We start from the raw sequence: 25,530 nt of genomic DNA on the forward strand, positions 1-25,530 counted from the left end.
ATGTAATCTTCACGTGTCATAAATAGAAGTAAAGTTTTTATACAGGATTTTAAAGAAAAGTAAAATCTCCACTAAATTGGCTGTATTTCTGTTGTTAAAACAGCTTCATGACCATGTGGCAAATGAAACATTTTTACCAAATTAATTAAACATTAGTTGGAGGTAATTTATTATGCATCAAATTATTACAATTACAGGTCGCTTAACTTGTGATCCTGAGAGTAATACGTATGGTGAAAAGACAGTTTGTCGTTTTGCTGTAGCAGTAGATGATGGGTATGGAGATAAAAAAACTACTGATTTCTTTAATGTATCTGTTTGGGGGAAAATGGGTGAAAAGGTACAAAGATACCAAAAGAAAGGTTCTGTTGTGCAAGTAATCGGTAAAATGAAATCTTCTAAGAAGGATAAAACTACGTACTGGGAATTACGCGCAAATAACATTGTATTTTTTACCTTTGATAATAATAGTAATCAACAACAAAATAACTTTGAAATGTTCACTGGTGACATAAATATCAGTGATGATGATTTACCATTTTAAAGTAGGTTATTTATTGGTGGAGGTGATTATATGAGTGATCAGAGAAGGTTACGGTCGGAGTTAAAACAAGGGCTCCATCAATTTACGATGACCCTTTATAATTCTTATAGACAAACTTTATCGCATGAAAAATCTGTAGAACAAATATCCAACTGTTTAATAGAAGAGTATGAATATGTAACTAAACAAGTCATGAAACAAGAACAAACTTTTAATCTTGGAAGCCTTGTTGAAAAGGTGGAAAAACGTGCTAAGGATGAAAAGGACCCCGTCAAACAGTTTGAGTTGTATGAAGATGTGGAAATTCTATTGCGTGCACAGGAACTTGTTACAAAATACGAAACGGGGAAGGATAATAAATGAATATTGCAAAATTAATGTGTGTAATTAATAAGTTTTGGTTTTGATAATAGAATGTTTTGTCGATTAAAAGATGATATGACCCATTTCATATCAACAAAGAAAGATAAATTTATTATGAATTATAAAAATTTTTTTACTCAGTCACAAAACATTAAAGATTGATTTAATACAGTACTTCCTATAAGAGAAGCCAATACCTTTGAAAATAGATTATTTCTATTTAATAGATGTAAAATTTGTTTTTGGAGGATTTGATTATATTCAATTTAGGGGTGAACAATTAAAGGATAAAGATTTTGTTGTTATTGTTAGTCAGCAAACTTATAAATTGTTCCTACCAATAGTTTCTCATCTTTATTCTACGCGCATTCATAATACACACAATGAAGTAGATTCATACTTTCCTATGTTAGACAGTTCGGAATGGTCAACTAAAATACATTTCTATTATAAAAAAGTGAGGATTACGACTATTCGTTCAGTATATATTTTTTGAAAGGAAGGGTTAGCTATGCTAAAGAATCGTTCATGTTCATGGTGTGATAGCACCGGTATTACGGAGAAAGGATTTTGCTGTATGTGTAAAGGGAAAGGGTATATGGAAGTAATTGATCAAGCAGTGTTTGCTGCAAAACAACAACCTAACTTATCATGTCTTATCCGCGCTATTTCTAAGCATACGACTCCGGAGCAATTTTCAAACATCATGAATGATTGCTAAGTCTTAGCCAATTAGTTCAAGAGCTCCTTGAAAGAGGCTCCCTTTTTTTAGAGTTAATACCCTTAACTAAAGTAAGAAGAAAGGTAAATGTACTAGGGTTAAGATGTTTGTAAGTCACTTGTTTGGTTTATATATGTATACAAGTTTAAATTTACCAGTTAATCATGATTATAAGGAACAAGAAAGGGTCTAACCTGGCCTCCTAAAATTATTAACAACAGCAATATTAAAAACCGCTACATTGAAATCCCTCGATTAATACTCTAAAGAGATGTTTGAAAGAGGGATTTCAAATTAGGGGATGAAGCTGTATCAGAGGATATAGTTCATAAGTTAATAGAAGCTTAAGAGTAATTAAAAATTCCTACTAGCCTTGAGAAAAATAGTGGATTTAAAAATTGTAGAACTTGGATATGTGGTTAAGGTAAATTATGATAATCGTATGCACCAATGAGTGAAACCTAAATAGCAACAATAATAGAACTTGTTTACTCTCCCTTAAGAACATGATTTTGTAAATGTGATTTAAGTTGGGAGAAGAAAAAGTAGGATATGGCTCTAATCTCTGTAATTCGTTATGGTGATTAAGTACCATATCTTCTTTTTTTGGGGTGTTGCATATGTTTAAAGATGTTTTAATGGATAATAAGGGGGCATTAATTCGAATTATTGTCTTTGTACTAGCTTGGTTGAATCAGTATTTGACTTCTAAAGGCTATCAACCTTTACCTGTATTAGGTGAAGCAGAAGTTGCTGCTGTTGTTACATTTATCGCATCGGTGCTGACATTGATAAATGATAACAAGGTAACGTCAAAGACAAAAGAACTTAAGGAATAATGTCATCTTGTAAGACGGGCTTAAATGCTCGTCTTATTTTTTTACCGACTTATTGACGTTTTCAAATTAACTGCTTACGTTTCTATTGAGAGTTGTGAATAGGGGGGATTTGCATTTATGAGTACTTACATTACCAAATGAAAATACAGCATTTAAATTGTAGCCACCAACTATAATAAATGCGAAAGTTAGGCGTTAAATCCATTTGAAGAAGTTGAGAGTTGTGAAGAAAATTTAATAGAAAATCAATTAGATAGAAAATATTTTTGTATAACCGAAAGGGGAAGCTCAAGATGATAATTACAGAACATGCCGTCAGGAGGTATAAGCAACGTGTTGGAAAAAGAACTGCTTCTAAGAAACGTGTTGTAATGCAAATTAATCGAGATCTTGCTCGTGATGTAAAATACCGCAAACCTTCTAAGGTTAAAAATCATTATATATTAGTAACATCTAGATACCAAGCTGTTTGTTACAAATCTAGAGTTGTTACTATCACTGGTCCGAAAGATGATGTTACCAACTACAAGTATACCACTCGTTGTGATCAGGAGTTGGGTCTTGTTGCATAAGTGTAGTAAGAAACAAATGGCGAATATGAGAATGTAGCAATTTGTAATTATGTAAATAGATTCAGCTTTATAAGAATACTAAAGGAAGGGGCTAGAAATTAGAAACCAGAAAGAAAAGCAAACGGCTGGGAATGTCGTGTAGAAAAATAGAGATTTAAAACCCGGGATTACTTAATGGTAAAAGATAAAAAGGCTATAAATACACATTTTAAAAAATAATTATTAATCCTAAGTATTTGTTTTTAAATATACATTTGAAGTGTTTTGAGAAAATTGACCCCACTCCGTTATTTCGTTTTGATGAAAAATATCTACTTTATTTATCTAGTGAGATCATTCAATCAAGAAATAAGAAAATCCAAGAGGAAAATGAAAGGATAAATTAGTGAGAATGTTTAGAAAGATGACAATGATTTCATTGAATGTTTATGTAAAGTTAATTGGTATCTTAAAATGGAGTATGGCAAAATTATTAGAGTGTAATGCATATGTTTTTATATCTTAGGGGTGAAAAATTTGAATTCAGCAAACTTGGGTTGGTTTATTTTATCTCAAACAATTTTGGGAATTGGCAGTTATGCAATTATGTGCGCTATATTCTGTTTAAGGTTCCATCGAAACATTACGATAATTTCTCTACTTTCATTTTTGTACTAGTATTATTAATTACTCCATCTACTTTAATAAACAAGAAGGTATTGGTTATTTAGTACCGATTATAGGAATGCTGATAACTTTCCTTTATTTAGCTGCTATAGAGAAGCTTTCTATTATTTGGGCACTTGTAGTGACTGTTGCAGGAGGTGTCATTATACCTCTTATTATTCAAATTATGATCATATTTGCTTCACTTGGATTTTTTAGTCCTTCTGAATTGAAAGAGCATATTTGGAGGAATTATGCAATGGATATTACATCTGGTTTTAGCTATGCTTTATTAGCATTTGTTCTTTATTCTCAAGAGTGGACTTTTAAATTTGATTTCGAAAAAATACGTTTTAAATATGAGAAATATATAGTGATAGGAATTTCTCTTGTTGCGGCAATTGTTCTACCTGCTTCAATGTTTATGACACATGTAAAAGGTACTGATTTGAATTTAATATTTTTAACTATTAGCTCAACTTTAGTATTTATTCTACTTTTAATATTTTCCATAAGAAAAGAACGGACAGAAAAACAGTTTGACAAAACAATTAAGGAGGTAAAAACGAATGCTCAAAAAAATGATGTTTAATCTTTCAATGGCTGCAACTAAGATGTCTATTACTAGTAGTATTTCTTGGTGGTGGCAATAAATAATTAATGAAGAGGGCAGGCATCTTTATGATGATGGCTTTCTTTTTATAGATAATAATCAGATTTATTTGTAAATAAATAAAATGTCATAGAATCTTCATTCTAATTTAATTAGTTTTTTTATGTATAATATGGGAAAATTAAGTGGTACCAGTAATTATATCCATGGGATAATTTTACAATAAATGTAAGCGGGAATGTCTATCTAAAAAAGATGTCCATGTGCTTATAATTTTTAGACAAGGTTCAGTTGGAAGAGTAGTAGGTTTTAATAATATTACTGAAAGAAGCCGAATTCACCATACTTATTCATATAACAAGGGAGTAGTAAATAAAATGTCAAACAAAGATAAATCAAATATATTTGAAAAAACATTTGGTGAACTACTAGAAAACAACAAAGAAGAGAATGATGCGGTGATTTATCAATCGAGAGATAAATTACAAGAGGTCTTGTTAAGAGCAGAAGGGAAAAAAATCTTATCGCATGAAGATAGGGAAAAATCAACTGAGGGGTATATTTCTCCTTCCATTAAAGATGAAAAGTTGGAAGAGTTTGTAGGTGAAATGCCATTACCTCCTATTAATAGAGAACAAGAATCAAGGGCTGTATCTATTGGTTTACAAGAAATTCGGGAAATGAAGGAGTATATGCTGTATATTCATCGTTATATGATTAATGAATTTAATCGAATTTATGCTTCATTTCCAATTCTGTTTGCAAAAGACTTTGAAGATAAATTCGGCACTGCTCATAAGGAATTAGCCACAATAATGGAAGATATCGAGCATTTCATTATTGGAGATATTTATAATGTAGAGGCAGTGAAAAATGATTTTAAACTCGTTCAAATCCTCGAAGGAAAGCGGCTTTCAATCCTCTATGATTTTTTAGAATATCAAAATAATAAAAAAATACAATAAAGACTTGTAAAATCAAGTGTAAGTGCTTATATTCTGTTTGGACATTTTATATTATGGTGTAAATGATTTTTAAGGTAAAACAACTGTTACAAATTTTGCATAGGGATGAGGTAGTTTATATGGAGAACAAACAAATCGTATCATATAATGCACAATCAAGAGGTCATAAGACAAAGGGGAATACATACAAAGAACGTTACGTCGAGAATACATGCCCGGAGTGTCAAAATCCTCGTGCATATAAAGATGAATGGAAAACAAGGATTAAGTATACATGCTTAAAGCGTGCTTGCCGTCATCAGTGGTTCGAAAAGAAAGAGTTTCCTGAAGTTAAAGAATAAAAATAATGTATAAAGAGTCCGTTCTTTTAGGAGGGCTCTTTTTTATTTTACTTCTCTATAAAAACTTCTAACTTTCTCACTACTGTAACAACAGAAATATAATAATGAGAGGACTTGATTCAAAATGAAAACAAAAATCAAAAAGGGAAAAATAATACAGAACTGTTTAAAAGTCACGGCAGCAACCGTAGTGGCTAGCGGTGTAGGATTTCAATTTTATGAGATTCAAGAGTTAAACAAAGAAGTGAAATCCTTAGAGAAAAACCATAAACAAACTGTCCTAGAATTAAAAACCGCGAATGAAAACAACAAAGTATTAGAAGAACAAAAAAACAAATTGCAGCTAATACAGAACAGCTTTCTATTGAATTAGAAGAAATAAAAAATGAAAACGAAGCTATGAATGAGGGGAAACATCAGTCTCAAGAAGAGAATCAGAAACTTCAAGCAGAGAATGCAGATTTAGCTAAGCAATTGCGCGAAGCGAAGGAATCTGCCAGGCCAGTGATGCCTGAAAAAACATCATCAGACAAATCTGATCCTCCTACTGCTAAAGATACTAGTGTTTCTAAAACGATTATGGGGATTGGTACTGCTTATACATTAAACGAGCCAGGAGTTACAGGTATAACAGCTTCAGGTAAGACAATACAACCAGGTATGATTGCAATGGATCGCTCGGTTCCAATGGGAACAAGAGTAAGAATTACATGTGATTCTTATCCATATATTAATGGAATTTACACTGTCGAAGATCGAGGTGGTGCTATAAAAGGAAACATAGTAGACATTTATATGACAGATGCTGACAGAATGAATGACTTTGGACGAAGAGATATCAAGATAGAATTTCTTAACTAGTTGATGATATGGATATCATTGGGCACGGTTGCTGAGAAAATCAGGAGAACATTAGAAGGAAAAGCAATTTTGGTATAACTATTATTTAGGTAAACAAACTGAAAGAAGTACAATGAATAGCGTAATACTTTATATTAAGAAAAATAGAATTAAAAAAGTTTTATAAAAATGGCCCATTGTATTATTTGATGGGCCATTTTTATGCATTCCTCAAAGAACGCGAAGTAAGTAGGAGAAGATGAGTTTGTTTCGGACAAGAGATGACAGGAACCATATTAATTTTTCCACGTACATAAAGTGGTACTATATACCGAATGTACGTTTGGTGTATAATAGACCTATATCGAAATGGAGGTGAAAGAAATGAGGCGCAATAAAGTATCTAAATTTTGTATCTAACCAAATTAAGCACAGGCACTGGTAACTAATAAAATAGTTAGCTATTTACATGTTATAGTTAATCACTTTCTATTCTCTTTGGGATAACGTATACAAAGATACAGGGAAAGGTTTGACATATGGTATATGCTTTCATAAACTTTCTGCCATGAAGAAAGTGTTTATTTTGCAAAAAGAAGTGGATAGTATTGCGATTCAGTCGTCTATTTGCAACATTGCGGATGCAAATACACTTTTTTTAAAAAAATAAACAGTATCCTGGGTTTCAAATCTAATAAGAACGAAGGAATCTTCTCATTAAAATAAACAGCTAGTAAAGGTAGCTAGAATTGATTAATATATGGAAAATTATTTGGACAAAGTCTCAAATTAAAGAATGAAGCGATAAGGTTTCTAACTGCATGGACTGTGAAGATGGTCTAATAAATTAGAATTCCAGAGAAATCTTTATTTAGGAATTTTCTCTTCTAAACGAAGTGAAAGTGTAGGTAGTTGAGTATAGTATGTAACATAAATAGGAAGGAAAACGTTTTTCGACTAAATGAAATAAAAGTCTATACATCAGAAGAATTGAAAGATAAAATGGAACTTGACCTAAACCAACATTTAAAACAGGTAGTTGAAATGCCGAGTATGCTAGGTGTTTCACTAAGAATGGATTATGAAAGTATTGCTTCTATTTCAGATTGGTATGTAAATAAGAAAAAGCTATCGATTATATTGGCAGAAATACTGAATTAATTAGATTTTTTCTATACGATGACGTACTTAAATGTAGGATTAAATTCATTCGTGGCAAATATGTCGTGAAAGATGATTGAAGTGTGTAAACATTTATAAGTATGCTTTCAATCTTGAATAGGTAGGGCAGAATTTTAGGAATACGACAAAAGTGAGAAAATGAAGCACAATGTAGAATTACTCCAAGTTTTAAAAGAGGATTTAAGCAGAAAAGTTAATGTACATGTAGTTATAAAAAGTGTTTCACGTATAAAGGTTAAAAAATAATATGAGGAATTTGGACGATACTTACAAGATTGAACGTTACTCGTAAGTAGTACCTTTTACAGACATTAATTGCATTATGTACAAAACAATTATGGAAAGATAAACGAATTCACTGCTTAATTTCGCCTTCTAACAGGGGATTTTTTGCGTTGTTTTCAAACATTTCGCACTTAAAAGACCCGTGGGAGGGAGAAAATTGTACAGATTATTATTACTTGAAGATGAAGTTGAAATCGGTAGCACACTTGAAATGATTTTAAGAAGCGAAAATTATCATATTGATTGGTTTACTACTGGTGATGAAGCAGTGAATGCTGCTGTATCTAATGATTATGACTTAATGATATTAGATGTCATGTTAAAGAAAACAGTGGGAGAGTTAAATACTCGTATTTCAAATGGCCTTGAAGTTGCAAGGTTAGTGAATCAAAAAAAGAAAATTCCATATTTACTCCTGACATCAAGAAGCGAACCGCTAGATATTATGCAAGGCTTAGATATGGGAGCAGAAGACTATATAACAAAACCATATGACTTAACGGTGTTGCTTGCGAGAATCCGAACAGTTTTAAGAAGAAGTTGTAGTAACGATATTTCTAACGGAGGAATTACTCGATGCGGTAATATTGAGATTAATTTATTAACGCACAAAGTAATTGTTGAGGGTAAGCATGTTCATTTAACTAAACAACTTTTCGAATTATTACATTACTTCATCATTCATAAGGGACAAATTATTTCTAAAGAAGAATTATATAAAAATATTTGGGGATATGATCCTTCAGAACTTCAAGAAACAAATACTCTGGAAGTAAATATCCGTAGGTTAAGAAATTCACTTGATATTGATATAATCAAAACAGTTCGAGGTAAGGGTTATGTTCTTGAAGTCTCTAGTTGCTAGAAGGATAAAAAATAATAAATTACATATGAAGATAATGGCGGTGGCAGTCATTGCTGTTACCTTAATTACAATACCCATTCAGCTACTATTTTTTATTTCTGTTGTTTTAAAAAATGGGGAAGAAGCGTTTAGTCATATCAAGTACAGAGCGATTCAGATTGAAAATGAAGCTTGGAGAATTGGCGGGGTTGATAAGATACATCAGGAATTTTTTGATGGAATTCTATTAAAAGGTGAAGAAATAAAAGTTTCATCTGCAGCAAAAAACATTGAATACACTTTCTACATTAAACAAAACGAAGAAGCAATAAGTAGTGTAGATAAATACTTTGCAGCCTTTTTAATAGAAACTTTAGTTAAAAGACATCAAAAAGAAATAAATAAATTAGGTAACATATCAATTCGTAACGATGAAACAAATGGCCTTTATTATATGACTTATAAGCATACTTTTAAACATGGAGATAATAATGAAACGATTATAGTAAAAAGAAACGTAACACCAATTGTTATAAAGCTAATAGAGAAATATCAAAAAGAATTTTTTATTTACTTATTGTATTTCATTATTGCTATAAGTATATTTATCTATTTTGGGATTGGCCTAGTATTTCGCTTCTTTGGGAAAGCTCTTGATAAATCATTTGTGGAGTTAAAAGAAAAGGATTACAAGGCTAGAATAGACATAAAGGATAGTTATGGAAAAGAAATAAGCAATGTTCAGCATCAAATCAATGATATTCTTGAGCAAATGCAAAATCATATTGAAGTTAATATAGAGTCCATGCAGGATGTTTCACATGAGGTAAACAATAAGTTAACCTCAATTAAACAATCTATTGATATGCTACGATTTTACGGAACAAATAATAAACTAATTGTAGAACAAAAATTAAAGTCAATAGATGATAATATTGAACAAATTACAAAAGTTATGTCTACATTTCTCGATCTTGCAAAATTAGACCGGGGAATTCATATGGATGCTACAAAATCTCGGGATGTAAAAGAAATGATTGAGAATTACCTACAATATATAAAAAAGGTTTTTCCTGATTTTGATTTTATTGGTAAATATGATGTAAGCTCGCCAATTATTCATTTTAATAAAGAACATTTTGTATTAGCCTTAAATCCTATTATTGAAAATGCAGTTAGGTATTCATTGCATAGTAATGAGATAGTCATTCATATTCGAGAAGGTAAATATTCAAACTATGTATATATTGATATTATTAATTGGGGTATTCAAATTGAAAAAGAGGAAATCTCACAGTTATTTAATAGATATTACAGAGGGAAGAATATTGAAAATTCAATGAAAGGGTTCGGAATGGGTTTAACAATATCCAAAAAAGTGATGCATTTATATAAGGGGAAAATTCATGTAAAGAGTTATGAAGATGGCAAAAACATTTTTACATTAATCATACCCTTGCATCAGGAATCGAGAGGTGATACCTAATGGGAAATAAGATTAGGAAATTTCTCAATAATTTTGTGAAACGTGATAAACTACGTGTGCAAGTAGTTTTATTAACCCTTATACTTGTTCTTGTTTCAGCAATACCAGTCAATTTATTTTCTATTTATAATGAGCTACAACTAACAACTCAAAGAGAATTTGAATCTATGTTTTCCAGGGTAGAGAAAATACAGGACAAAATAGTTTCTTCAGGAATAGGTGCATCACAGGAACTTGATTCTGAGTTCTTTAAGCAGATTAGCTATCCAGGTGAATCAATGAAAATTCGCATGGGTGAACAAGGAGCACAAGATTATCATTATGCAGCTGAGTATGAACAGAATGATAAATTTGGTATGTTTGAAGCTCAAATACTGACCTTATTCGTCCCAACCTTTTTTGATTCTATTAAAGCACATATGAAATCACTAGATGCTACTGCTGATAAAGATAGTTATAGTTTTTATATTGATGAAAAAAATAAAGCATATGGTGAGATTTTACATTCTTTTAAACATAAAGGTCATTATGACACGATAATCATAAAAAAAGATATAACACCTAATTTGAAGATGCAAATGGTTAATAGCATGGAAAACTTCTTATATATGTTCATTTGGTTTTTCTTCTTTTCAGTTGTGTCAGTATTAGTATGTTTAAAATTTATTTTTAAACCATTACAAAGTGCAATCGATTCAAGTTTTGAAAATGTAGTAGATAATAATTATCAAACAAGGATTGAAGATCCTTTGTATGGAGAAGAAATATCAAAAATTGTTCATCGTTTTAATGCAGTGTTAGACAGGATGCATGATCTTGTACAAAACAATCTTAATTCCATGCAAGATGTATCGCATGAGATAAAGACATATCTTACGGCAATCAAACAATCTGTTGATGTTATTAAAATATATGGAAAAAGTGATGATAAACTAGTTGCTGAAAAACTAGATGCTATTGAAGATAATATAATTAGGGGAACGGCCATTATATCAACTACGCTGGAACTAGCCCGTTTGAAACAAATCCCAAATATTGATAGTGCCAATTACTATGACGTGAAATATTTAGTAAATTTCTTGTTAAGATTTAAGCAAGAAACCTATCCGAGTTTTATTTTTGAGACAGACTATGATTCTGAAGAAGTTGAGATATTTATAGACAGGAACCATTTTTTCTTAATGATGAATCCAATTCTTGATAATGCTGTTAAGTATTCAATGAATTCAAATATAGTTAAAATAGATACCATTTCTAAAAGAACTGATAATATGGTATATATTTCTATCACCAATACGGGGGTTGTTATTGATCAAAAAGAGATTCCTTTTCTCTTCGATCGTTATTATCGTGGGAAAAATTTGGGGAATTCAAAACAAGGATCTGGTTTAGGCTTGACCATAGCTAAAGAAGTAATGAATCTGTATAAAGGTCGAATAACTGTTCATGGCACAGCAGATGGAGTAACATCTTTTATATTAAGTTTTCCAAAGGCCATTAGAAGAGAAGACTCAGGAAATTTATCCTGAGTCTTTTTATTTTGATGGTGAGAAATAATAATTATATAGATACATTAATCTTAGGTGGCAAAGTATTTGTTGGAGTAATTTGAAAAATAATTTTTGGGGATTATAACTAGGGGCTGGACTATTTCTATCCCAATCTACTTCAAACTTGCTGTACATTCAAACAATAGAGATTGAATGTATTCATCTTGTGGAGCTTTAACGCTCGTATTTTTTTAAGTGGGCTAAGATATACTCCATTTTTGCAGTTGATTCATTTGAATTTTGTTTGCATTGGTACTCTGCAATTTCTTGGAATAGGCTTTCTTCAAGAGCTTGAATGTCATCTCTATTATAGTTCATTATTTCATCCATCTCCAATGTATATATGAGGTTGAGCAAGTCATCAATTTTCTCTTCATCTACTATAAGTCCGGAGAATTCTTCAAGAGATAAATCTACCCCTATATTACCACGGTAAATCTTCAAGCAACCACACCTCCCTTATGTAAGTCTACAAATATCTAACATAGACAGCACCTCTGAAATCATTGTATCTCTTACTTTTTGTATCTCTTAATTTATAGATGAAAATGATTTTATAGGAAGTGTCTTATTTCTTTACTTTACCGGTACTATAAAAGATTTTACGCTAACTAATCGTGTAGATAGGTTCTATCTCAGTCCTATATTTTTTATAAGATAAAGTATTGTGTCCAAAGCTTTTGTTAGTTTTTTTAATGTATTAATGTTTAAATTAATGGTTTAGTCCTTATAAAAGGTTTAGAAATTTTATATTCTCAAAAAGAGTATCAATTCACTCAATTCTTCTGTATTTTCTTTTTAGAGAGTTTTTAAGAAGAGAATTTTTAAATCTTAATTCAAAACGGTTATATCGTCGTTATCTGTCATTTCTATAACTTTTCACCTCAAACGTTAATAAATTTAAGCACAATAATTCCTTCCTGGACTAACTTATTTTAAGAATTTGAACCATTAGAAATGAGGGTGTAAAGTATTATCTCAAATATTTAAAGGTGAGTTAGCTCAATTTAGCATTTATAAGAAAAGGTACCTTTTAGCTTTTTAGCAAATGTGGTATAAAGGAAGATGGAGTGCTTGAGGGAGGAATTAGTCATGAATAAGCAAGAAGCGATAGAGATCATTAAGAATTCTTTTTATCATTTAATGTTCGAAGAAAATGTTAAAGTGGGTTCAATTAATGTTCTTTTGTATTTTCCATCTATAGGCATAGCAGTGTTAGAACCTAATAAAGATCGAAGACACTTACTTACAGAGGATAATATTGAAGATATGGATGAACTCTATATTAAAAAAGAATTAAAAGCTAAACCCATTTATTTAGATTTTGAAAACGATGAATTCAATATTGGATTTGTTATCAATGACATACTGTTGGAGGCAAGATTTGCACCAGCAGAGAATTTTTTGGAGAGTAGAGGTACCTAAGAGAAGGGGGTTAATTATTACATAACTCTTTTTGAAAGTCTCAAAATTTAATTATTGAGTCCTATTATAGGAGTATAAGACTTATCTTTCTTGATATGTACCTCACTATAAATGAACTATACTTGAAAGAAAGAGACGTATTTACGTCTCTCTTTTATTTTGAGGAAAATATAAGGTTTGTGAATTTCTGATATAACTCTAAGTTAGAATGTAACGTTTTAAAATCAAAAAGAGCTTGTTCCTCTTAATTATTAAATTGAAAAGTTAGGCGAACAAGTTAATTTACTAGAAGAAAGCACAGTGTTTTATAATCAAGTCCAACAGAGTGTGTTGTAATAAAATGTTTAGGTAATAGGTTTAAATATTTTATTCATTGTGAAATTAAAATAGTGGACACAGTAAAGAAGACTATGCTTCAAAAGGATTAAGAAAATTTGTATTCATAGAGTTTTTCCCTTCTTTAGAACATCTTAAAATTAAAGAGAGAAAAGAAATTTAAATTTTTATTTATTTGGTAAAAAATATCAAAATTTTGTTTTAATTTCTTATTATTTTTTATATAATAAGAACATCAGTTCGTAAAAGGTAGAAAAATCATAAACTAACAGAACAAGAGGGAATAGGAAAATGAGAGAAATGAGATATGGGTTATCGGGATATTTAGCACCGGATGGTATTTTCTATGAATGTGACTACGGTAAGCATAGCGAACTTGCCAATGAGCTTATTGAAAAATATAAAATAAAAAATAAAACGAACTATAACGAAATTGCAACTAGAGGAGAATTTTTAAAATTTGGTACATATCCTTGGTCAAGTAAAGAGGGGTGTAGTGGTTGCCACGTTTTTAAAAGTCTATTCCACCCATTATCTAATAAGCAATCTATATGGATAAATGAGAATTTGGATAAACTTACTGACAAGCAACGTTCTGAATTGAATAGATTACTTGATCAAGAAGAGCTCATAAGAAATAAATTAGCTATGGAGAGTAAGAAAGATGTGGAAAAAATACAGATTTCATATAGAGTTGGTACAAGATTATCAGCTGTCGGTGTTTAACGCTAACATTTTTATTAATTTTACTTAAATAGATAAAAAGTATTAATTAAATAGTTATTGATGCGGTCGTCGGAGTTAATAAATTTAGGGAAATGACAGCCTAGAAATACTAGGTTTAATCAAAAGGAAATTAAATTGTGGGGATAAGAACAATTAGAAAAGGAATTTGACTTATACTTTTCAATTGATAACACTTGCTTGTTTAAAGCACTTTAACTTTGTGTATTGAAGTGACTTTGAGGTTTCGAAATAAAATGTAACCGTATGGATAACAAATTCATTTTGGTGCAGTTACTAAAATTTTTGAATTCGATGAAGAAGTTTATGTTCCAACATAGCATAAATAACATATAGATGTGTATTTGACGTGGTACTATATGAGCATCATATAAAAAGAAAATACGTCAATTAAAAAACATATTATGGTTAATCTAATGATATTAATTATTTCAGATGTATACAGTAGATGCCAGATGATATCTTCTCAAGATACGAGGTATTTGGGGATTTTTTAAGAACCTATTAAATAATTCCAATCTACATATCGATTAATTATGCTGGTGATGATGTATTTCTTTCGTATCTTACAATAGTGTATAACCTGTTTATAGGATTTGAGCTAAATCCTTAATATAGTATTACAATTCTTTGTATAAATGCAGGCGGTTGAGTTTGCGGACATGATCATATTCAAGGTAATTTTGGAAAAGAAGATATTTAATTTCATATGAATATAATTGGTTGCCCGAATTATTATTCTAATTACCTTAAAAAAATGTAATACCAGAAGGGATGAAAAATGAACACAAACCAGTTGGTATTAAAGCATTTTATAATTTAGGCATAATAAAAAACCACGATTACTCGTAGTTTTCTTTTTTACTAACTTTAATCTTAACACTTTCAATTTCTTTCTCTAGATAATCAAAGTTTTGAGTGACTTTGTTTTCTAAGCTAGTGAAATTGAATTGTACCTCTTTTAATGTTGTAGCAATACCTTCAAGCTGTTGGGTGTTCTTTTCTAAGTTTACGAATAATTCTCTTTCACGATTGTCAGAGCGAAGCCGATCTTCCGCTATCATTTTATAATGGTCTTCACGCTGTTCTTTCATGTTTTCATTCATAGAGGTGATTTGTTCCTTGTGACTATCACTAACACTACGAACATATCCCATAACCTTTATGGACATAAAGATAACAAATAGCATGATAATCGCAAAGAGAACCATAAAAGGTTTATCACCCTCAGTAATGCTAACAAAAATCTTTTCGATAATGCCAATTTCATCCGGAGTCATGCAGCGACTACCTCCTTATCTGGAGCTAAATTTGTAATCCGTCGCAGTAGTTCATCATGGGGCAAGGTTTGCACATGAAACTTCACTGGCTTTTTTCGGTACGAACTCCTTTTAGTACGCCCTTAAGGCGTTTTGCTTTATTCTCGTCTCTATATAAAGACAAATTTTTATCTGTGTAATGTAAAAATAAAAAAATTAATCAAGCTTGGATTAGAATAGTTCATAAAAAGGATAATAGTAGTTACTCGTAGACTATGTTTGAGGGAAATTTAGAGGAAGTATCTGTTTTGTTATTGTTGATGTTAAAATTAATAATTTGAATCAAGCAATAATTGTGTGATTCAATTGATGAACTTTCCAATCAGTTTAAATTCGTCTGTTAGGAATAGGTTGTCTTAAATGGGAATAGTTATTTCGGGATATCTATGTTTTCTTTGTAGAAAACATAGATAATTTCTATACCCGGATTTAAAATCTGTGATGTTTGTTGTTGGTTTATTCATATACGTGAAGGTAAGAAGTGTCTAATTGCTTCAAAAATCAAGTAATATTGGTACGTATTTTTTATTCAAACTATTCAATGGTATCTTCACATTGTTTTAGTGTTGCTTCGTAATCAATCTCGCTCATCTTTTGTTCTTCTTCTATTAATGAAGAAATAGATTTTACCAATTTTTTAGCTAGTAAATTGTCAGAGTTTTTGAGTCGATACAATAATCGAACCTTGTTTTGAAAAGAATAGTTCGCCCATTCGTCTTCTCCAATATATATATTAACTTGTGGTTTATCTGAATTATTGTTTTCAATATATTCGCTCATTTTTTAAGCGCTCCAATTGCTATATTCACTTGCGGGATCTTCATGAGCATAGGAACCACAAACGGGGCAACCTTTTGTATCTCGCTCATCAATTACATACTCGATTACGTACTCTTGGGAACAGTTTAAGCATTCTACCCATTTTTCTGAAAATTCATATTCTTTTCTTTGACTTTTCAATTTTTATCACCTCTCTTACACGTATACAACAACCTTTAGTAATGTATATTGTCAATTTCTTGTTTGGACAATTCCTAACTGTAGTTCATGTTTAGTATTGATTTTTTAATAAAGGAAAGGTTGTAATAAGTTATTGTAGAGAGGTGGTGTTGAAAATGAATTATATGAAGAAGATTGATGAAGCGATTGAGTTATTCAAAAATTTAATTAGTGCAACTACAAATGAAGCAAAGTCGGCTGTTCTTGCAACTAACCAGGACAACGAGATTGCTGATAAACTTTTAGTTCTTTTAAAGAATAAAACGTTATATCTTCCAGCTCTGACTTTGTTGCCGTCCATTACTAAGAATGACAGCAATAAACGTTTAAGGAATTATGTTAGTTTTATTAATGCTATTGATAAGTTAGAAGGCAAAAAGCTAAATGCATATGTCTTTGATTACGTACTTCGTCATATTGATGAGGAAGAATTGAAAATGTACAAAGCTATTTTAACGAATGCTGACTTAGTACCAGTTGTTAAAGAACCAGTTGATGAGACTGTGTTAGAAGAAAAAATTCAAGAAGAAGTGGCTCAAGGAGAAAAGGTTCAAGAAGACGTTGAGTCAGCATAATTCTATATTTATGAGAAAACAAGCGGATAAGAGTTTCGGCTTGTTTTTTTTCTTGACTTTCTTCTAAAAAAGGTTATGTTACAAACGCTCCTGTGAGAGAAGCAAGACGTGAGACCAAAATGAATAATCAAATGCTTGTCCTTGCTCTAATGGTTATGGATGAAATTGTAAATTTAAAAAATCCTCACAGAAAAAACAACTATGACTCTAATCATGAATAATAAGTTATTAATGATATTGGAATTCGGCAAAATGAGTAGGGTTCAAGTGAGCAGGTGAGCGTTTCTTAAATCTGAATAGGAGGCATTTTTCTCTTTAAAAGCGTGATATAGTCTCAATTTGTGTAGTGAAATGTGGCTACACGTAATGGTGCGGGTTAGATGTAGTGAATCTACCTCAAGATAGTGGAATCCGTAAAGATTCTATATGAAGTAAAATTTGTAATGTTTTGCTACAAAGAAGTGTCTTGCTACGTGGTCAACAATCAATAGGTTATTAGCTGCGACCTGACATCAAAATAAACAATCAGTTTATGAGGTTCATATTATTAAAAATAATTTAAGTAGTTTTGGAGAGAGACTTTTCTTCGAATTCATACCTAAAATGGCATATTTAAGGGAAGTTTCTGAAGCAGGAGATAAGCAACTACGCTTAAATGGTAAATAGAGAGAGAGAGGAAGAAATGAAATATGAAGAAATTTATTGAGTCATTAAAAAAAGAAATAAAAGAGATTCTTGACTGCTGCAAGCAACCTTTATGGAAATTAAGATATTTCTTTTATGGATGGGCATTGGGGGGAGTTATAGGTACGGCTTATTTTTACAAAATTGGTGAGCTAGATGAATATGGAGTGCTTCTTCGTATAACCGCAGCCATAATTTTGTTTATTTTTCCATTGGCTTATGGAGAGAAAAATGAGGTAGGGCCTGGTTGAATCTATTGTTTAATGTTAATTCTGATATCAAGACAATGGAATCATTTATGTAACAAAAGATGATTTGTGAGGCAGGCAAAGAAGTACTGTAGAGGAACTATAACAAGATAAAAGAATTTCCAGGCCATCTTTATATACATGCATTGGGATTGAAAAGATTCCAAGAAAGAAAAATGGCATATTTGTTAAGAAAAAAGAGTAATTCTATACCGCAGTAGTGCATATGCACATTACTTGGAAGGTTTTTGAATTTTTAAATGGGTGTTTAATGGGTGACCTAAAAAGGAAATAAAAAGAATATATGATGAAGAAAAATATCATCACTTTAATTTGCATAGGTTTAGTTGCTGATGGAAAAGGGAAGAGAACCCTTCTTACTGGGATAATATTGTCGACGTTATCCAGTCGAGAGCTCGTGGTTTAGAAGATTGAGTGTTATATAGCAATAGCTTATATATAATGTAGCGTTCATCATATGATTTTAATGCTCATATGTGCTTGTTATGTTATTTACTCCTTTTTACTTCTCTCTTTTCTTGGGGGCCTCTAATTAGAGGTCCCTATTTTTTTGCTAAAATTGGAAAGGTGGTTTGCAATATGATAGTAGGCGATATTATTGTCGTAAGTGGAAAGTCTCTTATCTCAAAGATGATTCAAAAGGTGGCAGGTTCTAATTGGACACATGTAGCTTTGTATATTGGTGGAGGATATATCATAGAGATAGATTGGAATACTAAATCCTCTATAGTAAGGGAGACATATTCTATTAGTAATTTAGAATACATGGTGTTAAGAAATAAAAATGTGTTAACGAAAGAACAACAAGAAATTATTATCTCTACAGCGGTTTCATATCAGAGAAAAGGTTTTCAATATGATTGGCTCCGATTAATTTCTCTATATTTAAAGTCGAAATTTCCAAGTAGCAAACTAATAGATAAACTAGATAGAAGGAATAAATTTATTTGTACAGAACTGGTGGATGAGATTTTAAAAGAAGCAGGTATTGATCTTTTTCCAAACCAAGGTGGGGATATTTTCCCTCATGACTACCTCACTTGTGAACAATTAATAGCGTTGAACAAAGTTAAATGGTCGAGTTATAAAAGGGCTAACTGAATCTTTTTACCCAAGTAGTTGACTTGTAAGTTGCTAACTATTTATGTTTTATTTTTACTTTTGATGTTACTTTCTTAATGTTAATGACAAGAAGACCATCAATTTCAAGGTGCTCCTATTTATACTTTTATCTTGTAATGAAGTAGTTAGGAGATAAAATACTTTCCTATTGAACCTTCTAAAAAAAATGGTTATCTTTAGTAACTATTATAATTATAGGGGGATTTCAATGAAGTTTAAAATCCAATCAGATGTAATTGATATTCAATCAGTGGCACCTATACAAGTAATTGATTGGGGTGTTAATTTGATTCAAGCTCCTCAAATGTGGTCAATTACAAAAGGTGAGGGGATTAGGGTTGCTATACTAGATACGGGTATCGATGCTACCCATCCGGATCTTGCTGCCAATTACAAAAAAGGAATGAATTTTACTACAAATAATTTTACTGACATAATGGATAGGAAGGGGCACGGCACGCACTGTGCAGGTATAATTGCTGGGTGTGACAACTCAATTGGTATCGTTGGGGTTGCTCCTAAAGCTGAGCTTTACATTGCTAAGGTATTAGCAGACGATGGTTCTGGTTTAGTTGAGGCAATTGTAAAGGGAATTGATTGGGCTATTTCTGAACAAGTAGATATCATTTCTATGAGTCTAGGTTCTTCGAATGATCCTGGTCCTGTCCTACATGATGCAATTAAACGTGCCCATGAGGCAGGTATTATTATTGTTGCTGCTACTGGTAATGAAAATACTCATGTTGGGTGGCCAGCATCATATGATGAGGTAATTGCAGTGGGAGCGATTAATAGAAATCTTGATAGAGCCACCTTCTCTAACTTCGGCAGTGAAACAGATGTAGCTGCTCCAGGTGTAGATATTTATAGTACATATCCTGTCAATCGCTATGCAAAACTATCTGGTACGTCTATGGCTACACCAATGGTAGCGGGGGTAATCGCCCTTATTCTAGCTTACTATCGTGATATTGGCAAAAAGTTAACTCCTGATCAAATCATGCAACTAATTCGTGAGCATTCGGTTGACCTTGGAGAAAAAGGTGTCGATGATATGTTTGGTAATGGACTAGTAAATGTTTGTGAATTAATGAAAATTAGTTGAAAAGAGGGGGCTTCGGCTCTTTTTTTTGTTTTTAAAATTTATTTCTAGATTTTTTAAGAACCGTTTTATGTTATCTCAAAATTATCATATATCATAAGAGATGTAGTTTTAGTGTAAAAATATTTGAACCCTAACATAGACGGAATTACTTCTTTATAAAGGGATTATCGTGTTCTACGATGTGTTATGGATTTGAAATATGAAAAGGCTGCAAAGCTTTCCTGAAAAATCGCTTTGCAGCCTTTTAATTCGTTGTGTTGTTTAGGGGAAAATTATTTGTATTTTCTTTTGAATTAAAAATATCAAACAAATATATCTATTAAACTTTCACTTTGATATATGTTTCTTTCATTCTCCAAGAGTCATTTGCTTAAAGTGACGACGGATACGTTTATCCAATTCAGGTTCATGCTCACAATCTTAATATTACCTATATAATTCATATTTATATAGGACCGGATTCATGTAACCAAGTCGTTCAAGTTTTCTATAAGATGCTGCAGCCTTTTCATAGGAGGAGTAGCGATGAGATATATATTTTAATGTCATCCATGTATCAGAGTGATAGAATTGCAGTCCTATATAATAGGAACTATCATCCACTTTGATAACGGATACTCTCGTTGGATAGTTTTTCATGTAATCATCTTTCTATGTGTTTGTATGACAATTTGTTATTTTTCATAGTGACAGTAATGAATTCGTTCATGATAATCTCCTTCTATTTAATAGACGACTTAACCTAACCCTCTGACTGGAAAATTTATAGACTTGTAATATGGTTGAGAATGTGATATTGACATGGGAATTGGTAGTTATGTATTAAAAAAAGAGAGTAGTTATTCTTTAAATCTTAATTTTGTTTCACATCAGACATTAGCTTAGTCAACATCTGTTTAATTGTTTCAATATCTTCCTTAAAAGTTCTACCCGAGAGTTATCCTCTAATGGGATTTCTGCTTTATATAATTAAGGTGAAAATAAAAAGAACGCAATCTGTTGAGGATGCATTCTTTGTTGTGGATTCATAGTCGTGAACTTGTTCAGTGCAAATTCCGTATACCATTTTGTAATTCAAAAAGTACAAAAGATTCGCCTGTGTACCAAGTTAGATATAGGAGATTTGTTGATGAAGCTAACAGTATTTGATTGAGAAAATATGACAAATTGGTTAGGTTATGCCTGAAGTCATGAAAGGAGGGCGAGGACATGGAAGGACTTAGGTATGAACGATTTGAACAAAACTTACTTGATCATTGGGTGAAACGTAAGGAGTCAGCAAAGGTGGGACTAAAGACTACTGTTGTTTGTCTTCAAATGAACAATGGATTTGAAGTAGTTGGACAATCAGCTTGTATGAATCCAGATGAGTACGACTATGAACTAGGTGTCTATTACGCTACAAAAGACGCGCTTAAAAGAATCGCTGATATTGTAGCTTACATTGAACATGAAGGTACCTTTTAGGTGTTAAGTCAAACGAGAAGCGCGTGATGGATAATCTATGCTCTTAAGTGTTTTAACTTTTTCAAAATGAACCATACTTAAAAACCTTGAAATAACATTTATTTAAGTAACTCACCTATATGAGGAATCAAAATGAATTTTGGAAAGTATTAATTTTAGCTTTGGAAAAAAACTTTAAGAATAGTGTTAATTGTGTCATAGGCAAATTTCCTTGATGAGGAGAATCCATTATTGCAGACGTTAGATCAATCGCTGGTTAGTAATGCTTAGTTGAATCATTTTTATCATACACAGAAAGTAGGTACTATCTATGGCTACTAAAGAGCGTGAAATTGAAACTTACGATACATCTAGTTTTCTACAAAAGAACAAGTCAAAGGTTGCAATGGGGGCAGTTGGTAGTTTTGCCTATAGAGCGAAACACTTAATACAAACTCAACCTGTGCAAGGTTTAGTAAAAAGTGAAATTTTTGATGAAGAAAAAGGAATTTCCAAGAAAGCTAATAAGGGAAGTAGAATGCGATTTTCTGGAAAGAATCTTGAAACTGTTATGGGTAAGGGACATTATGCTGTTACTGCTGCTACTATTTTAGATGTAGGACGCCGAATTGAAGGATATGATGATACAGAAGAGATTAAAGGAGAACAAGAATTTCAACTTAGGAAAAAAATGAAGAAGCAAATAGAGAAGAATAGAAATTTATATGGGAACATAAATCAAGGAGAAGTCGTATTTAATCTTTTTGAATCCAGAACAGGTCATCATAAGATGGGGAATGCTAAATTTAATTAGAGTGGAGCAGTGTATGTTTTCAATTGCAGATAACTTGTTAGGAACCATAGAAAATACTAATAAACTACCTTAAAAAAAGTAATTGATGTAGAGAAGTTTATGCGTTCTAAAACAAATTGTTCAAGTATTTCTACTATTGGATATGTGAATCCCAATAATTGGGCATCAAATATAATGGGACTCAGAATTTAAAAGTAGGTATAAAAAAACTAAAATTTATTCATCTAGAAGCAAGAGCAGATAATCCAACAAACCCACTAGTCGAAAATTTTTAGAGGAGAAAAATTGGAAAACACTTCTTTAGTAGAGGTTATAAAATGAGCAATACAAGTACTCTTCAATAGGTAGGTGCACATGGTAAAACAAATTGATGACTAGTGCATTTTAGTACAAACGAGTGCTATACGAAGTTCTTTAGCAAGTGCTTGAAATTAATGATTAAATGCGTGTACATACGCAAATGTGGGGATTTACTACTAGACAAATATGTAGAATTTATACAAGAGCAAGAAACATCGCAATAAATTGATGTATCTATCCAATAAAACCAAGAATTACATCAAAAAAATTTTCTCAAGTAACAAAAGAAATTTTTAAATCTAATAAATAGGAGGATGAAAAATGGCTATTTTAAATTCACTCAAAAAATTAGCTGAACTAGGTGTTTTAAATACAAAAATCGGTTCAACGATGGCCGTGAATGGTGTTAAGAGTGCTCCAAAAAAGATTATTAAAAGTACCTTCATCGATACGAAAAATAAGGAAAAGAGCTGGCGTAATCTATACACTGGTAAAAAATTAAACCCAAAACACGTTTTGGTGGCTGGAGGGGGGTATCTTGCTTTTAAACAAGCTAAGTTTGGCTATGAATATCAAATGGAACCTCTTAAACGAGCTACGCTGAATAATTATCAGTACATTGGGCCGCCAGAAATTATGATGTATGATGGTGTAGGACAAGAAAGAGTTCCAAAAAATTTAAACGTTGATGGAAGCATTGTGTTTGATCTTCACAATAATAGAAGGGGGTAACCTAGATGAAAATAAGACCATTACTAAGTGGTGCTGGTTTTGGATACACTGCAGCAATGAGTTTGTATGGCGGTGATAGCTTAGGTACATCGGTGGCTAAAGCATCTGTCAAAAGTTTATTATCTTTTTCTAATCCTTATGCAATGGCAGCGATAAATGCTGTAGGTTTGGTGCAAAAAAAATTATGGGATCTACAAGAATTTAAACATCAAAAGGAACAATGGTGGAAAGCACAATATGCAACAAGTAACGTGGTTGGGGGGGATTTTGTAGATACGCGAGGGGCTCAAACAATGAGACAAGCAGCTGTACAGGCTATCCAAGGAAGTAAGATGAATGCAAGAAGTGCACTTGGTGGAGAAGCTAAAATATTAAGCCCTTACTAAGTTGCTACACGTCTAGAAGGTAATAGAGAAGAGGATTGGAAATATGAGTGGAATTATTAGTCTTGAACATGAAATGCTCGAAATTATTCATGATCCTGTTCAATGGGGAGAACAGAACCTAGGGGTAAGCCCAAGTTGGTATCAAGAGCAAATTATTCGACAGTCACATCATCGCGAAGGTTTACGTTATGGTGAATGTGTCGGCACATGTATAGAAGAAAACCAACGAATTATAAATCCTAACACGGGAGAATATAAGTCGATAGGAGAGCTTTATCAGTCCCAACTAGATGGTATCACTACACCATTATTAACATTGAATGAGTTCTATCAATTAAAGAACAGTAAAGCTTTTTCCATTGAAGATAACGGTGTTCAAGATACGTTCGCTGTTGTAACAAAACATGGGGCACGAGTTACCCTTACAAGAAATCATCCAGTACTAACAGTCGATGGATGGAAAGAAGTAGATGCACTCCGTATCGGAGAAAGAATTGCTACACCTAAGATCTTAACTGTGTATGGCACAAAACAAGTAGAAAAGAATAAACTTCGAATTCTTGCATATATGCTCGCTGCGGGGCGTTTAAATAAGAATAGCATTAGCTTCCAAGTACGTTATGAAGGTGTTGGTGAGTCGTTGCAAAAATCTTGTGAGGCAATTGGCATTACAACGTATCATGAGCATCATAAGAAGGCGACAGTCTATCTAATGGACTTTAGAAGTTTTGAGTTTTATAGGGAAATAGAAGAAAAAAAATCCCTTCTTTTATTTACGAGTTGGATAGGGATCACTTAGCGTTCTTCTTAGGAAGTCTGTATTCTGCAGGTGGGTGGTTTTGCGCCGGGCGTATTAGTGAAATCGGGTATGCTACTAAGTGTCGGCAATTTGCATTAGATTTAAAACACTTACTATTACGTTTTGGTATCCAAACGAATTTACTTCAGAAAGAAATGAACGGTTCTGTTTATTACCATCTTATGGTTTATCACTGTTCCTCTATTTTATTATTCCTCGAACATTTAGCTACACCAGAGCGTAATTATGAAGCAGTCCAACAAAGAGCACTGAAAATGAAACCTTCTGAACCAACACTCCCTAAAGAAGTATGGAAATACATTGAAAAGGAACGAATTGTTAAAGGAATGACGAAAGCTGAAGTGGTAGGAAAGGGTAATCGTCGCTATCGTACAGAAAAAGGTATCTCTTTAAGTAATGCTCGTGAATATGCAGAGAATTTACAAGTTGCAATGTTACATTACTTAATTGAATCTCATGTATTATGGGAAGAAGTAGTAGGAATCATTCCTTATGGTAAGAGACAGACTTATGATATCTTTGTTCCAGAGACTCATAACTTAGTAGTTGAAGATATTCTTGTATTTAGTCCATGTACAAATGTTTAGCATAGATAGTAATTGAATACACAAATGAAAAAAAGAGTAAGTGTTGTTACTATGATGTCTAACATCTTTACGATATA

The 25,530-nt window shown here is 31.9% G+C and carries 31 protein-coding genes and 2 pseudogenes; 28 read left to right on the forward strand and 5 right to left on the reverse strand.

Translation table 11 applies throughout. The features are described 5' to 3' along the window. The first annotated feature begins 172 nt into the window (after positions 1-172). From HMPREF1014_RS06895 to HMPREF1014_RS06965, 16 genes and pseudogenes are all read left to right on the forward strand, one after another. Positions 173-544 carry a single-stranded DNA-binding protein gene (locus tag HMPREF1014_RS06895; RefSeq protein WP_000553951.1) on the forward strand — a complete coding sequence of 124 codons (372 nt, stop codon included), beginning with the start codon at positions 173-175 and terminating at the stop codon, positions 542-544. Positions 545-574: 30 nt separating this feature from the next. Continuing rightward, positions 575-907 carry a hypothetical protein gene (locus HMPREF1014_RS06900; protein ID WP_001283602.1) on the forward strand — a complete coding sequence of 111 codons (333 nt, stop codon included), beginning with the start codon at positions 575-577 and terminating at the stop codon, positions 905-907. 328 nt (positions 908-1,235) lie between these two features. Then, positions 1,236-1,403 carry a dihydrofolate reductase family protein gene (locus HMPREF1014_RS31995; RefSeq protein WP_232291888.1) on the forward strand — a complete coding sequence of 56 codons (168 nt, stop codon included), beginning with the start codon at positions 1,236-1,238 and terminating at the stop codon, positions 1,401-1,403. 15 nt (positions 1,404-1,418) lie between these two features. Beyond that, complete coding sequence (locus HMPREF1014_RS06910; protein WP_000916955.1) at positions 1,419-1,628, forward strand: hypothetical protein; 210 nt, start codon at positions 1,419-1,421, stop codon at positions 1,626-1,628. 638 nt (positions 1,629-2,266) lie between these two features. Next, positions 2,267-2,467, forward strand: a complete 201-nt coding sequence (locus HMPREF1014_RS06915; RefSeq protein WP_227069120.1) for a phage holin — start codon at positions 2,267-2,269, stop codon at positions 2,465-2,467. 293 nt (positions 2,468-2,760) lie between these two features. Next, positions 2,761-3,039, forward strand: a complete 279-nt coding sequence (locus HMPREF1014_RS06920) for a hypothetical protein (protein ID WP_000587333.1) — start codon at positions 2,761-2,763, stop codon at positions 3,037-3,039. 724 nt (positions 3,040-3,763) lie between these two features. After that, positions 3,764-4,276 carry a hypothetical protein gene (locus HMPREF1014_RS06925; RefSeq protein WP_009326641.1) on the forward strand — a complete coding sequence of 171 codons (513 nt, stop codon included), beginning with the start codon at positions 3,764-3,766 and terminating at the stop codon, positions 4,274-4,276. Positions 4,277-4,674: 398 nt separating this feature from the next. Continuing rightward, the gene (locus HMPREF1014_RS06930) at positions 4,675-5,262 is read left to right on the forward strand and encodes a hypothetical protein (RefSeq protein WP_000066112.1); all 588 of its coding nucleotides are present in this window, start codon (positions 4,675-4,677) and stop codon (positions 5,260-5,262) included. Positions 5,263-5,381: 119 nt separating this feature from the next. Beyond that, positions 5,382-5,603 (forward strand): zinc ribbon domain-containing protein, encoded by a 222-nt coding sequence (locus HMPREF1014_RS06935; RefSeq protein ID WP_000428645.1) that lies wholly within the window; start codon positions 5,382-5,384, stop codon positions 5,601-5,603. 124 nt (positions 5,604-5,727) lie between these two features. Beyond that, positions 5,728-5,976: a hypothetical protein gene (locus HMPREF1014_RS32000; RefSeq protein WP_000850217.1), complete on the forward strand. Its 249-nt coding sequence runs from the start codon at positions 5,728-5,730 to the stop codon at positions 5,974-5,976. Between the two features lie 26 nt (positions 5,977-6,002). Further along, on the forward strand, positions 6,003-6,464 hold the full coding sequence (locus tag HMPREF1014_RS32005) for a 3D domain-containing protein (RefSeq protein ID WP_002204722.1): 462 nt from the start codon (positions 6,003-6,005) through the stop codon (positions 6,462-6,464). 417 nt (positions 6,465-6,881) lie between these two features. After that, positions 6,882-7,145: pseudogene (locus HMPREF1014_RS32010) on the forward strand (hypothetical protein); the annotation flags it as partial. Between the two features lie 300 nt (positions 7,146-7,445). Then, positions 7,446-7,604 carry a hypothetical protein gene (locus HMPREF1014_RS29230; RefSeq protein ID WP_218920799.1) on the forward strand — a complete coding sequence of 53 codons (159 nt, stop codon included), beginning with the start codon at positions 7,446-7,448 and terminating at the stop codon, positions 7,602-7,604. Between the two features lie 463 nt (positions 7,605-8,067). Next, positions 8,068-8,775, forward strand: coding sequence for a response regulator transcription factor (locus HMPREF1014_RS06955; RefSeq protein ID WP_000286076.1), 708 nt, complete (start codon positions 8,068-8,070; stop codon positions 8,773-8,775). Then, a complete protein-coding gene (locus HMPREF1014_RS06960) occupies positions 8,750-10,240 on the forward strand; it encodes a sensor histidine kinase (protein ID WP_009326642.1) in 1,491 nt (496 codons plus the stop codon). The genes HMPREF1014_RS06955 and HMPREF1014_RS06960 overlap by 26 nt, the downstream gene beginning before the upstream one ends. After that, complete coding sequence (locus HMPREF1014_RS06965; protein ID WP_000527038.1) at positions 10,240-11,769, forward strand: sensor histidine kinase; 1,530 nt, start codon at positions 10,240-10,242, stop codon at positions 11,767-11,769. The genes HMPREF1014_RS06960 and HMPREF1014_RS06965 overlap by 1 nt, the downstream gene beginning before the upstream one ends. Before the next feature lie 195 nt (positions 11,770-11,964). Here HMPREF1014_RS06965 and HMPREF1014_RS06970 read toward each other — a convergent pair whose 3' ends face one another. Then, complete coding sequence (locus HMPREF1014_RS06970; protein WP_000708628.1) at positions 11,965-12,234, reverse strand: hypothetical protein; 270 nt, start codon at positions 12,232-12,234, stop codon at positions 11,965-11,967. A gap of 648 nt (positions 12,235-12,882) precedes the next feature. Between HMPREF1014_RS06970 and HMPREF1014_RS06975 the strand changes: the two genes are divergently transcribed. Both HMPREF1014_RS06975 and HMPREF1014_RS06980 read left to right on the forward strand, forming a co-directional pair. Then, the gene (locus HMPREF1014_RS06975) at positions 12,883-13,215 is read left to right on the forward strand and encodes a hypothetical protein (RefSeq protein ID WP_001041141.1); all 333 of its coding nucleotides are present in this window, start codon (positions 12,883-12,885) and stop codon (positions 13,213-13,215) included. 627 nt (positions 13,216-13,842) lie between these two features. Then, on the forward strand, positions 13,843-14,277 hold the full coding sequence (locus HMPREF1014_RS06980; RefSeq protein WP_001208833.1) for a hypothetical protein: 435 nt from the start codon (positions 13,843-13,845) through the stop codon (positions 14,275-14,277). A gap of 860 nt (positions 14,278-15,137) precedes the next feature. On the opposite strand, the gene HMPREF1014_RS06985 is transcribed toward HMPREF1014_RS06980, so the two are convergent. The 3 genes from HMPREF1014_RS06985 to HMPREF1014_RS31490 form a co-directional block, all read right to left on the reverse strand. Continuing rightward, positions 15,138-15,575 carry a hypothetical protein gene (locus HMPREF1014_RS06985; protein WP_000186692.1) on the reverse strand — a complete coding sequence of 146 codons (438 nt, stop codon included), beginning with the start codon at positions 15,573-15,575 and terminating at the stop codon, positions 15,138-15,140. 573 nt (positions 15,576-16,148) lie between these two features. Continuing rightward, complete coding sequence (locus HMPREF1014_RS06990; RefSeq protein WP_000006035.1) at positions 16,149-16,394, reverse strand: hypothetical protein; 246 nt, start codon at positions 16,392-16,394, stop codon at positions 16,149-16,151. Between the two features lie 3 nt (positions 16,395-16,397). Beyond that, positions 16,398-16,574 carry a hypothetical protein gene (locus tag HMPREF1014_RS31490; protein WP_000842045.1) on the reverse strand — a complete coding sequence of 59 codons (177 nt, stop codon included), beginning with the start codon at positions 16,572-16,574 and terminating at the stop codon, positions 16,398-16,400. A 155-nt stretch (positions 16,575-16,729) separates the two neighbouring features. On the opposite strand from HMPREF1014_RS31490, the gene HMPREF1014_RS06995 reads away from it, so the two are divergent. The 4 genes from HMPREF1014_RS06995 to HMPREF1014_RS07010 all read left to right on the forward strand — a co-directional run bounded on the left by HMPREF1014_RS06995 (position 16,730) and on the right by HMPREF1014_RS07010 (position 20,368). After that, positions 16,730-17,188 carry a hypothetical protein gene (locus HMPREF1014_RS06995; protein WP_001108692.1) on the forward strand — a complete coding sequence of 153 codons (459 nt, stop codon included), beginning with the start codon at positions 16,730-16,732 and terminating at the stop codon, positions 17,186-17,188. 689 nt (positions 17,189-17,877) lie between these two features. Further along, positions 17,878-18,123 (forward strand): hypothetical protein, encoded by a 246-nt coding sequence (locus HMPREF1014_RS07000; RefSeq protein ID WP_000713421.1) that lies wholly within the window; start codon positions 17,878-17,880, stop codon positions 18,121-18,123. 597 nt (positions 18,124-18,720) lie between these two features. Further along, positions 18,721-19,242: a C40 family peptidase gene (locus HMPREF1014_RS07005; protein WP_000634975.1), complete on the forward strand. Its 522-nt coding sequence runs from the start codon at positions 18,721-18,723 to the stop codon at positions 19,240-19,242. A 229-nt stretch (positions 19,243-19,471) separates the two neighbouring features. Then, on the forward strand, positions 19,472-20,368 hold the full coding sequence (locus HMPREF1014_RS07010) for a S8 family peptidase (RefSeq protein ID WP_000669390.1): 897 nt from the start codon (positions 19,472-19,474) through the stop codon (positions 20,366-20,368). Between the two features lie 322 nt (positions 20,369-20,690). Here the strand turns inward: HMPREF1014_RS07010 and HMPREF1014_RS32555 are convergent. Next, positions 20,691-20,782: pseudogene (locus HMPREF1014_RS32555) on the reverse strand (IS6 family transposase); the annotation flags it as partial. Positions 20,783-21,577: 795 nt separating this feature from the next. On the opposite strand from HMPREF1014_RS32555, the gene HMPREF1014_RS07015 reads away from it, so the two are divergent. The 6 genes from HMPREF1014_RS07015 (at position 21,578) to HMPREF1014_RS32020 (ending at position 25,453) form a co-directional block, all read left to right on the forward strand. Continuing rightward, positions 21,578-21,835, forward strand: a complete 258-nt coding sequence (locus HMPREF1014_RS07015) for a Gp49 family protein (RefSeq protein ID WP_000398755.1) — start codon at positions 21,578-21,580, stop codon at positions 21,833-21,835. A 310-nt stretch (positions 21,836-22,145) separates the two neighbouring features. After that, positions 22,146-22,628 (forward strand): hypothetical protein, encoded by a 483-nt coding sequence (locus tag HMPREF1014_RS07020; RefSeq protein ID WP_000201536.1) that lies wholly within the window; start codon positions 22,146-22,148, stop codon positions 22,626-22,628. 621 nt (positions 22,629-23,249) lie between these two features. Continuing rightward, positions 23,250-23,660 (forward strand): hypothetical protein, encoded by a 411-nt coding sequence (locus HMPREF1014_RS07025; protein ID WP_000996298.1) that lies wholly within the window; start codon positions 23,250-23,252, stop codon positions 23,658-23,660. A 5-nt stretch (positions 23,661-23,665) separates the two neighbouring features. Further along, entirely contained in the window at positions 23,666-24,046 is a 381-nt protein-coding gene (locus tag HMPREF1014_RS07030) for a hypothetical protein (RefSeq protein WP_000702380.1), read from the forward strand. A 43-nt stretch (positions 24,047-24,089) separates the two neighbouring features. Next, entirely contained in the window at positions 24,090-24,845 is a 756-nt protein-coding gene (locus tag HMPREF1014_RS32015; RefSeq protein WP_009326643.1) for a hypothetical protein, read from the forward strand. After that, positions 24,827-25,453: an LAGLIDADG family homing endonuclease gene (locus HMPREF1014_RS32020; RefSeq protein WP_009326644.1), complete on the forward strand. Its 627-nt coding sequence runs from the start codon at positions 24,827-24,829 to the stop codon at positions 25,451-25,453. The genes HMPREF1014_RS32015 and HMPREF1014_RS32020 overlap by 19 nt, the downstream gene beginning before the upstream one ends. Positions 25,454-25,530: the final 77 nt, after the last annotated feature.

Origin of the sequence: Bacillus sp. 7_6_55CFAA_CT2 (assembly GCF_000238655.1) — a bacterium.
Classification (GTDB): Bacteria; Bacillota; Bacilli; order Bacillales; family Bacillaceae_G; genus Bacillus_A; species Bacillus_A cereus.